9 protein-coding genes and 1 pseudogene are annotated in these 9,960 nt (G+C 44.5%); 3 read left to right on the top strand and 7 right to left on the bottom strand.

Annotated elements, in window-relative coordinates:
• Nucleotides 1-610: 610 nt before the first annotated feature.
• From FU659_RS17985 to FU659_RS17955, 7 genes and pseudogenes are all read right to left on the bottom strand, one after another.
• Nucleotides 611-1,204 carry a YdeI/OmpD-associated family protein gene (locus tag FU659_RS17985; protein WP_147948838.1) on the bottom strand — a complete coding sequence of 198 codons (594 nt, stop codon included), beginning with the start codon at nucleotides 1,202-1,204 and terminating at the stop codon, nucleotides 611-613.
• A gap of 511 nt (nucleotides 1,205-1,715) precedes the next feature.
• Nucleotides 1,716-2,110 (bottom strand): annotated as a pseudogene (locus FU659_RS17980) (SRPBCC family protein).
• On the bottom strand, nucleotides 2,107-2,436 hold the full coding sequence (locus tag FU659_RS17975) for an ArsR/SmtB family transcription factor (RefSeq protein WP_147948837.1): 330 nt from the start codon (nucleotides 2,434-2,436) through the stop codon (nucleotides 2,107-2,109). Before FU659_RS17975 ends, FU659_RS17980 begins: the two are co-directional and overlap by 4 nt.
• A 55-nt stretch (nucleotides 2,437-2,491) precedes the next feature.
• Nucleotides 2,492-2,914: a DoxX family protein gene (locus tag FU659_RS17970; RefSeq protein ID WP_147948836.1), complete on the bottom strand. Its 423-nt coding sequence runs from the start codon at nucleotides 2,912-2,914 to the stop codon at nucleotides 2,492-2,494.
• A 97-nt stretch (nucleotides 2,915-3,011) separates the two neighbouring features.
• Nucleotides 3,012-3,359: a hypothetical protein gene (locus FU659_RS17965; protein ID WP_222708569.1), complete on the bottom strand. Its 348-nt coding sequence runs from the start codon at nucleotides 3,357-3,359 to the stop codon at nucleotides 3,012-3,014.
• A gap of 132 nt (nucleotides 3,360-3,491) precedes the next feature.
• Nucleotides 3,492-4,721 (bottom strand): family 16 glycosylhydrolase, encoded by a 1,230-nt coding sequence (locus FU659_RS37315; RefSeq protein ID WP_261807889.1) that lies wholly within the window; start codon nucleotides 4,719-4,721, stop codon nucleotides 3,492-3,494.
• 98 nt (nucleotides 4,722-4,819) lie between these two features.
• Complete coding sequence (locus tag FU659_RS17955; protein ID WP_147948834.1) at nucleotides 4,820-7,285, bottom strand: discoidin domain-containing protein; 2,466 nt, start codon at nucleotides 7,283-7,285, stop codon at nucleotides 4,820-4,822.
• A gap of 580 nt (nucleotides 7,286-7,865) precedes the next feature.
• Here FU659_RS17955 and FU659_RS17950 point away from each other — a divergent pair.
• From FU659_RS17950 to FU659_RS17940, 3 genes are all read left to right on the top strand, one after another.
• The gene (locus tag FU659_RS17950; RefSeq protein ID WP_147948833.1) at nucleotides 7,866-8,075 is read left to right on the top strand and encodes a hypothetical protein; all 210 of its coding nucleotides are present in this window, start codon (nucleotides 7,866-7,868) and stop codon (nucleotides 8,073-8,075) included.
• 197 nt (nucleotides 8,076-8,272) lie between these two features.
• A complete protein-coding gene (locus FU659_RS17945) occupies nucleotides 8,273-8,845 on the top strand; it encodes a MarR family winged helix-turn-helix transcriptional regulator (RefSeq protein ID WP_147948832.1) in 573 nt (190 codons plus the stop codon).
• Nucleotides 8,835-9,815, top strand: a complete 981-nt coding sequence (locus tag FU659_RS17940) for an alpha/beta fold hydrolase (protein WP_147948831.1) — start codon at nucleotides 8,835-8,837, stop codon at nucleotides 9,813-9,815. The genes FU659_RS17945 and FU659_RS17940 overlap by 11 nt, the downstream gene beginning before the upstream one ends.
• The last annotated feature ends 145 nt before the right edge of the window (nucleotides 9,816-9,960 follow it).

Raw genomic sequence — 9,960 nt, 5'->3', positions numbered from 1 at the left:
GGCTGTTACTGTTTTTTCTCTTTTTCGATAAATGAAAACTGTAAAAATATCCCTTATGCAACTTAATGCTCTGATGTCAGCTTCTTTGCAAGGCTAGTGAGGAACTGCTGCGAAGCTGATTCTAAACGTTAGTTCAATGACTTATAGTACCTAATTCCAAACCTACATCCAATTAACGCTAACCAACATATCTGATATTAATACTTCAGAAAATGATTGATGGCCAAAGTGGCCGACCTGCGGTTTTACTGACTATAAAACAAATAAATTTGACCTTAAAAGCAATGTTGAAAAAGGTGGTTGGATTACAGCTTGGTCTGATGACATTTCAGAAAAGGATGTGTTAAATGGAGTCTCGTAGCTGCAGATGTTATTAAGCAAGCAATTCAAGGAAAAAGCCACGTGAAGCCTTTAAAAAATTTGAAGCTTTTGACGTCAAAGCAGGGTTTGTAATGCCCCACGGTCGCCATTTTGGAGGATATATTTCTATGTTCTTGTCACACGACAATTGTCGCTTGACGACTCTCTTCGATAAACTGTCGTAGAGTTTCCGAGCTTTTTTACGCTTGCTTCGATTATGGTTTAGCTTACTTAGGTTTGCATACACACATTAATCATTTAATCCCTTTCCACCGAGAATTTGCTGCATATATTTTTCAACCCTTGACTCTCGAGTTTTGGATTGTTTGGGTTCCGAAAAATAAAGAATGTATGCTCTTTGTCGTCCGGGCGTCAATGCTTCAAAAGCAGTTTTCAAGGCAGGGATTTTATCGAGTTTATTTTGAAATTCTTCAGGAATTATGAATTCTGTATTCTTTTTAAAATTCACTTCCAAACCCGCTTTTTCAACTTCAATCGCTTCATAAATATAGGCTTTTAAGATGGTTTCCATTTCAACTATTTCTCGAACATCGGTGAACCGAATCTGGCGCGCTGCCTGTACATTCTCCGTTTGTTGGATTAGAATCCCATGTGCATCCTGTAACAAGGCGCCTTTGTGAAACAAAAGGGCACAATATTCTTTAAATCCATGTATTAAAACGATGTTTTTATTCTCAAACGTGTAACAAGGATGCATCCACTTAAATTCTTCGGTCAGCTCACAATCAAGAACGATATTTCTTAATTTCTCATATTCTTCCTTCCACTTTTTGGATTTATTTATAAATCCATCAACCTTAGGTTCAATTCTACTATTTGTCATCAAGGAACCCCCCTCTTCTTCAACATCATATTGTGTTTTCAAAATATAAATTCTTGGCTAAGACGAGCGCCATGGCAAAGGTGGCACGGTCCATCGGTTATAAACCGCTCCACCATTTTCAGGGAACGCTCCGAACTCGTTTTGACATCTCGCTTGATCTACTTGCCACTGAACTTCCAATGATCCCCTCAAACGCGCAAAAATACATCTTTAAGGTTATTTCCCGTGCGCCGCGGATTTCTATATATCTTGGGTCATAAGAAATCAAGCAAATTGATTGCCGTTTTTTGAATAGGGGTCGTACCAGCGAAGCTGTTAGCACCCGCAAAGTAGATGGAATACAGTCGTATTTCCAACCCCGAAATCAGATACAGCCGACATACGTGTCAAAACAGATCACTTGATGGGCAATAGATACCATTAAGTGATCTGTTTTAAGATGTTGGGCTATTTCATTATCGTACCCATTAATTTAGCATTGGTGAAAGAGTTATTTTAGTACCCGATGCGGTTATTGTTCCAACAACTTTTCAAGCTCGCTGCACCATTTACCTACGCCATACCTAGCGCCTTCGAGTCCTTGAGTATTTGAGAATCCGGTTTGTTCGAGATGAAGGTTAACCTTTCCATCGCCTAAATCCTGCAGCGTCCAAGTGGCCGTTAGCTCATCTCCGCTGACCATCGTATAGGACAACCGATTTGGTGGGTCCACGATAAGCACTTCGCCGTCAATAATGCCATTCCACCATTCCGTCGGCTGAGTGCGAAACTGAAAACGGTGTCCTACGACGGGCTTAAAATCATTTTCCATGACCCACTTGGCAAGCTTGTTGAATCGGTTAAGGCGGACCAAAGCTTTTCGATCGATGTCGTGTACTGAAAATCCAATGATAATGTTAAACTCATTCTTCTTCCTCCTCTAATAGTTGGTTCAAACGCAACATATTCGTACTCCAGAACTTGCTGTAGAAAGCCGCCCAATCTTGAATTTCTCTGAGTGGAGAGGCGTTTAGTCTAAATCGCGTTTCTCTGCCGACTTTTCGGTCAAGTACCAGTCCGGCCTCTTTAAGGATTGTCAAATGCTTGGATACCGCTGTACGGCCCATTTGAAATTGTGCCGTTAATTCATGAAGCGGTATCTCCTCTGCCTCTGCTAACAGACGAATCAGTCGGCGCCTAGTTGGATCTGCAATCGCGTCAAACACATCTCGCAACTGGTTGTTTTCGTTCACAACACCCTCTCCTAAATATTATTATCAAGGGACAGCCGTTATTTTCACCACCTCCTTAAAGTATGCGGCTCTTCGGACGTAGCACCCATGAGGTGAGAGCGAGGATTGCACAAATAAGTGGGCTAAAAATATGGTACGCATAAGCCCCGTAGTCTCCCACGAATGCATGTGATGCAGCTGCGCCCGTCATTCCAAAGAAAATGCCGGCGTATGCCCATTCTTTAAGCCGAGGAATACCCGGCACAAGGATGGCTATCGTACCAAGCACTTTCCATATCCCGAGAATGGTCAGAAAGTACACCGGATACCCTAATATCTCCACCGTCCCGAGCGTCCCCCATTGATGGCTTAGCTCCCCAATTCCTCCGCTCCCCACAGAGAATGCTAGCAGCGCAGTTGTAACCCAATAAGCGATAGCTTTTCCCCGAGGCTGGATTTCTAGTTTCGCGGTTGCTTCCGCACCGATCATCGTACTCATTTGTTCCCTCCTCATAATTGTTTCAAGTGAAACTATTCAGGTTCCAAATTTTCCAAATGATTAACCGCTAATTGGACACCATTTAGTGACACTTTGATTATAGGACACCATTTGGTGTCATGTCAACAACATTTTTAAACTCCATATAACTCAGTTGCGACCAGTTAAAGAATCGTTCGGTAAAAGAAAACGATCCCCAATATGCAAAACGGGCTGAAGAACTACAAAAAGAAACTTGAAAAATTTCAAGACCACAAAGCGTCATACTTAAAAAAGGAAAAATCAGTAGGACAACTACGTAAGGATCTTGACCTTCCAGCAGATTAATTTTAGTAATAATTGAAATAAGACCAGTAGCATGTGCTGCTGGTTTTATTTTTTGGCCTTTGTATAAAGTTGGTTGAGTGGCAAAACCTAGAGATCCGAACCGAAACAAGGCCTTCAAGCTTTGGGTGAAGTGCCGGCAGATGAAGTCAATACAAATTTTCCCAAACTGGACATGGCCCTCGTCCAGAACTACATTGAACGAAGGCCATTTTGTCAGGAAGGGTTTTTATGGAGGGACCTCTAGATCTCTTTAATTGTAGACGTTAAACTCTCTCACGGACCACCAATTGGTGCCCGTACCGGTTTGCACAATTTTGATGTATCGGGCAGTCTTTGACGCGAAGTTGACGGTAATTAACGGAGCTGTGCCCGTGCCGCTCGCGATCGAACTCCCCCAGTTAATGCCGTCGCTGGAGACAAACACCTGGTAACCTCGGGCATAGTCGTTATTGTTGCCGGTACAGTCAATGGTCAGCTTGTTGAATGTTTTAGACCCGTTCATGTCGACGATAAAATATTGCCCCGGCACCATGTCCGTACCTGTTGTCCAGCGGGTGGTCATGTTGCCATCCAGCATGTTGGCAGGGGTACTGTTCACTGGCGAGGTCGTTGCCGTCCAGCCGGTGCGGTCGAGTGCCGTGCCGCTGGCCGATTTTGTATACGCACGTACGTAATCAATATAAAATTTTTGCGGCAAAACGGTGTCGTCTGGGCTTGTTTTGCCTGTAAACGGCGTGTTCGGTCCGCCAATCGCGAGGTTGAGCATCAAATAGAATTTTTGATCGAACGGCGCCGGATAGGGTGCGGAAGGCGTAAACCAACTTGTTTTCGTTGAATAGAGCACATCGTCCACATACCATCGGATCGCGCCTTCCTCCCACTCAACTGCAAAGGTGTGATACGCATCCGCAAAGGATTGGCCGCTAGGCAGCAAGTAACTTGCTCCGGAATACGAATTATTCGGCCAATCGTTTCCATAGTGTATGGTACCAGACACTTTTTCCATTTGGTCTCCGCGGTTTTCCATAATATCGATCTCGCCACTCTTAGGCCAGCCGCCGTAAACCCCATCCGTAGAAAGCATCCAAATCGCGGGCCACATTCCTCTTCCTTGAGGAAGCTTGGCACGAATCTCGAAACGTCCGTATTTCCAATCGCCTTTATTCTTTGAGATTAATTTTGCGGAAGTGTACGATTGTCCACTATAACTCTCCTTTTTGGCAGCGATAACCAGCGAGCCGTTTTCCAAGTACGAGTTGTCTCTTCGGCTGGTATAGTATTCAAGCTCGCTATTGCCGAATCCACCGCCTTGGTCGATTAGACTCCACTTCGTGGAATCTGGGGCCGAACCATTTGCTCCGTTGAATTCGTCAGACCAGACCAGCTGCCAGTTGTCAGTAGGAGCGGATGAAGCGGAATAAACGGGAAGCAGGCTCAAGATTAATAACAGAAAGAGTATAAACGAAAAACGTTTCTTCATAGTTGAACACCTTCACTTTCATAAAGTTGGTCGTATCCATTCGAAAGCAGTAAGGGGAGTGAAACTTGTTATAACTCCCCCATCCTTTCAACTCCTCATCAGTTATAAACGTTAAACTCTCTCACGGACCACCAATTGGTGGCCGTTCCGGTTTGCACAACTTTGATGTAACGTGCGGTCTTCGACGCGAAGTTGACGGTAATTAACGGAGCTGTGCCCGTGCCGCTCGCGATCGCGCTCCCCCAGTTGGTGCCGTCGCTGGAGACAAACACCTGGTATCCTCGGGCATAGTCGTTATTGTTGCCAGTGCAGTCTATGGTCAGCCTGTTGAAGGTTTTCGACGTATTCATGTCGACGATGAAATATTGACCCGGCACCATGTTCGTCCCGGTCGTCCAGCGGGTGGTCATGTTGCCATCCAGCATGTTGGCAGGGGTACTGTTTACCGGCGAAGTAGTCGCCGTCCAGCCGGTGCGGTCGAGCACCGTTCCGCCTGCCGCCTGCGTTATAGCGCTGGCTGTGTTACTGGCTGCCGAAACATTGCCAGCCGCATCCTTCGCTTTTACGGTATAGCTGTATGTCGTCGAAGCAGTCAGCCCTGTATCGCTGTACGAATTCGATGTGGAACCTCCGACCAGCGTGCCGTTTCGGTAAATATCATAACCCGTTACGCCCACATTGTCCGTCGAGGCGGTCCAACTGAGGTTGATCTGACTGCTTGAAACAGCCGTCGCTGTTAGGTTTGCCGGAATGCTCGGCGGCTGGGTATCACCTGTGCCGCTGCCCTGGAATTCGGCAACGGTCTGTCTCATGGCGGTACTTGGTGAATTGGCGTAAACGCGTCCGCCAATGTTGTTGATGATGTGAGTGATTTCGCTGCCTGCCGTTCCGGAGAGCCAGATGTCCGTCATATGGTGAACTTTAATACCTGTCACGTTGGGCACTTCGATCGCACTGTCAAGCTTGACGGCCGCGTCCCTGAAGAAGGAATATACGCCAAGCCCCCAGGCTTCATGCGTGGTTACCGTATCCGCCACCTTATAGGAAGGATATCCGTTTTCCGTTCCATTCTTGCTCATCCACGAAGACTGGTTAGGAACGTCGTAAGGGATTTCGGACTGATAGAAATAGGTTCTTCCGCCGTTGCCGTTCCACAGCGTCTGATACTTGTTGTGATGCTCGACGAACAGACCGTAGATAGTGACATCATTTCCGTTGACTACAAGTCCATAATTGGATACGTTAACCGCCCAACCGGTTCCTGTGCCGTGGTCGGCTCGCCAAATCCAGAAATGATCGCCGATGACGTTGTTGCTGTTGATCTTCAGGTCGGTGTCTGCCAGGCCTGCTCCGGCGCCGCCCACTCGGAAGAAAAGATCCTGCAGGGAGGTCGGGTTGGAGGAGTGGTTCAGCGAACTGCCGGTAGGTCCGACTTCCAGCAACGAAGGCGAATTAGATGGACCGGCATCGAACAATATTCCCGAGATATTCACTCCGTCCACATCGGAAACCGACATGGCAATTTTCCCGTTATCGGGAATCAGTGTCGGCATGCCAATGCCCAATACTACGGTGTTGGCATTTGTAATACGAATTGTATCGTTCAAGTGGAAAATGCCCGGCGCAAACAGGAGGTGCTTACCTTGGCTCAGCGCCGAGTTGATGCTAGCAGCTGTGGCCGTTTCAGGACGGGCGATATAGAATTGGTCGATGGAGATGGATGTACCCGGTGTCGATCCACTTGCCCAGCTGACGCCTTTGGCGTTCGTCCGGAGCGACGGGACAAAGACGCTATACTGCCCGGAACCGTTGATGTAAAGATAAGGTTTCTCGCGAACGACCGGCGTGCTATCGACGATTGTGTAAGGAGGATCTGGGAAAGTAGCCGCTGGTGGCGTGGTGTCTCCAACCATCACTGTGTTCCAAACGGAGCCTCCCCAAGTTGCATACTGGTCATTCCGGTTAAACCATTGCTGCTGCGAGGCAGGAGTGATTTTGCTGCTCACGATGGAATCGGCCATATAGCCGCCGCTAGCCCAGCCGGCATTAAAGTTCGAGTCAAAGTCGAACAGCTCAAGATTGCCCTGGACTTGCAAGCGCCTCATTGGTGCCGCCTGCGAAACGGCCCACCGCATCTTGCCACTCGAGGGCGTAACCTTCAGATTCTCAATCGAGCGCCAGAAGTTCTGCGTCGCGTTGCCGTTTGCCCATTTGGCGTCGACGTTGAGTCCGCCGGTAATATTCACGTCTCCGGGATTCTGTCCCAGCCCGCCAATATGTGTATAGAAGCCTTCCCGAATATTTACATTGTAGGTTCCGGGCTTGAAGAGCATCGCGTATCTCTGGGTACCGAATTGATTGGTTTCCTGTGTGTTAAAAATGTTGGTTGCCACACTCTCAATGTCGGCGGCCGGCATCGTCGGATCGAAGACGTAAACGTTCGGCCCAAAAATCGTAGTATTCGCGTCACTGATGGATGCCGCTGCGGCAGCACCGGAAAAAGCGGTCAATAAACTCGTTGCCATGGCCATAACGGAGACAGCCGATAGGACTTTTTTGATCATAATTTCGTATTCCTCCTCTACTGGATCAAGTTACAGTTCGTTTACTCTCTCTCCTTTGTAAATCTTTTTCTGAATAAGATCCCTAAACTTGATTTTGGATTTTCCAAAACCATAACCACCTCCTTTTCATTGTAAAATCGTAATACTGTCCATGCAGATCGTCTGAAAGCGCTTACCACAAAGGAGTGACATCACACCTTTAAGATTTAAAAAGAAAAAACCTTTCTAAACCTTCACATAGAATGGTAGCGTTTCAGCTGCATTCAAAAGAGACGGCGGATAGAAAAGGCTCTTGTTGTAATAAGGTGCGATTCCACACGCCCTCACTTTGAATTCTAATGAAAAAGATACTCCCATTTAAGAAACAAAATTGACCAATTTTGAAAATTTTTTACCGAATTTAGGAAAAAAATACGGACTGCTTGGTTTCACTTTGAAATGATCCCCTATTCACTTTATTGTATTCCTGCTTGTTAACCTTTTCCCATTACAGACGCGAAATGCTGAATCTGGCACGGAATAGCCAAAAACTTCATATCATGACATCAGGCCACATACGAAGATGCAAGGTGGGGATAACATGTTTGCGAATGAATGGCGGCAACCCGAAGCCGTCGGTAATGTCGGAACGGTATGGCCGCCAGGGATTACAGGCGTCAAGATCTATGGGAACCTTCCTCCGGGAATGCACTTTATCGGACCGGTACACGGTTACCACCATATTCCGTATCACATGATTGCACCAATGTACCTAGGGTTTCCGAGCGTTGGCACGTATATATATTTTTAGCAAAATTAAGGCTACCGGGCACTTCAATCATGCCAGATAGCCTTTTTGCTTTTAAAACCTCGTTTTTTCATAATAGGATTGATCGCCTTTAGAGCTTATCGTTTTGTAAATAGTAATTCCATAAATAGACATGATATTGACAAATCAGTACTATTCGTTAAAATAGTCAGTATAATGTCTAATAGGAGACTGGATTTATGGATACTTACAAAGAGATATTTTTAATGCAACAAGCTTTTGCAACACTTTTTTCTCTGACAAATAAGCTCCAGATTCAAGGTGATAAATACATTGTGCACGTTACGACAAGACAGTTTATGGCCATGACAGCAGTTGCTCATCTGCCTGAGCATGAAACAACACTCAACAATATTGCGAAAAAGTTAGGAACCAGCAAGCAAAGCGTGAAACAACTAATCACCATTATTGAAAATAAAGGTTTAGTTATTACTGTACCCAGTCAAGAGGATAAACGTGCGATCAATGTAAAAATTACGGAATCTGGAAAACAGGTATTGTTGGAAGCTGCTGAAAAAGGACTATTTTTCTTAGAAAATCTTTTCAAAGATTTCACTATGGAAGAAATCGAGAGCTTATGGAGCTTATTAAAGAAGTTGTACCGATTTGACGGTAAAGAACAAGATGGCTTTGAACAAGACAGTGTGTTAGAAATGAACGAAAACTATCATGAGACACAAACAAGAGTGATAAAGGAGTTTGAAAGACGAAGAAATCAATCGAAGAATAGAGGATTGGAAGATGAAGAATAAATCCGAACGTTCGATTTATATGGAAGAATATGTTCCCATTAATGGTATCAATCAGTATCTGTTTCATACAGGTACAAAGGCTGATAATCCAGTTCTATTATATTTACATGGCGGGCCTGGCAGCGTCGAATCCCTATTCACACATCTCTTTCAAGACAAATTGGAAGAAATTTTTACAATCGTTCATTGGGACCAACGCGGTGCTGGAAAAACACTTAGTAAAAATAAAGATAAATATCCGACAATGGATTTGATGCTTAAGGATTTGTTTGAAGTTATTCAATATCTAAAGAATAAATATAATAAGCAAAAGATCGTGTTGCTTGGCCGTTCCTGGGGTAGTGTATTAGGGAGTACGTTTATCAAGCAATATCCGGAAGAAGTAGCTTATTATATTGGGGTTACACAAGTTATTTCCATGCATGAAAATGAACGTGTCGCTTATGATAAATTGAAGGAATTAATCGTACAGGCTAATGATAAGAAATCTCTTGAGATGCTTAAAACTATAGGTGATTATCCTGGTGATAAATTAATAATAGATCGTCAATTTCTAAAAAAATGCAGTAAAATACGCAAACTTCAAGGTACATACAATTTAGCTGGTAAAAATGATCTTAAAATTTGGTTAAAAGTATTTAAAAGCCCTATCTTTAAGTTCTCAGATATTTCGGCATTTTTAAAAGCACTTAAGGCAAACAGAAAAGTACTGGAAGAATTTCTAGGAAGCTTTGACTTAAACGCTGAATCAACAGATTATAAAGTTCCAATTTACTATATTTTAGGCGGGGATGACTGGCAAGCACCCTATATTATCGCCCAAAAATACTTTATTCGAATTCATGCTCCTTATAAACAATTATTTTCAATTCCAAATGCTGGGCATAGGATTATGCTTGATCAACCAGACTTGTTTTACAGTGCATTATTAGACATACATGACATAGAAGAAAAAAATCTATATCAATAAAATGGTCTGTCAAGAACATTAGAAGTAATTCCTTCGAAGTTTACTCATCCATTCCGTCCGCACGGACTGATCCCCTGACCTCTTTGCTGCCAGCGAAGCGCTCTCCCAAATAAGGGTATTACACACCCCAAAAACGAAGATAGTT

The sequence above is a fragment of the Paenibacillus sp. N3.4 genome, from assembly GCF_008017805.1.
Classification (GTDB): Bacteria; Bacillota; Bacilli; order Paenibacillales; family NBRC-103111; genus Paenibacillus_E.
This window is presented reverse-complemented; position numbering and strand designations above follow the sequence as displayed.

Coding starts and splice junctions, on each gene's coding strand:
- FU659_RS17970 (WP_147948836.1), bottom strand. CDS start 2,914: ATGAGTACGATGATCGGTGCGGAAGCAACCGCGAAACTAGAAATCCAG.
- FU659_RS37315 (WP_261807889.1), bottom strand. CDS start 4,721: ATGAAGAAACGTTTTTCGTTTATACTCTTTCTGTTATTAATCTTGAGC.
- FU659_RS17955 (WP_147948834.1), bottom strand. CDS start 7,285: ATGATCAAAAAAGTCCTATCGGCTGTCTCCGTTATGGCCATGGCAACG.
- FU659_RS17945 (WP_147948832.1), top strand. CDS start 8,273: ATGGATACTTACAAAGAGATATTTTTAATGCAACAAGCTTTTGCAACA.
- FU659_RS17940 (WP_147948831.1), top strand. CDS start 8,835: ATGAAGAATAAATCCGAACGTTCGATTTATATGGAAGAATATGTTCCC.
- FU659_RS17985 (WP_147948838.1), bottom strand. CDS start 1,204: ATGACAAATAGTAGAATTGAACCTAAGGTTGATGGATTTATAAATAAA.
- FU659_RS17950 (WP_147948833.1), top strand. CDS start 7,866: ATGTTTGCGAATGAATGGCGGCAACCCGAAGCCGTCGGTAATGTCGGA.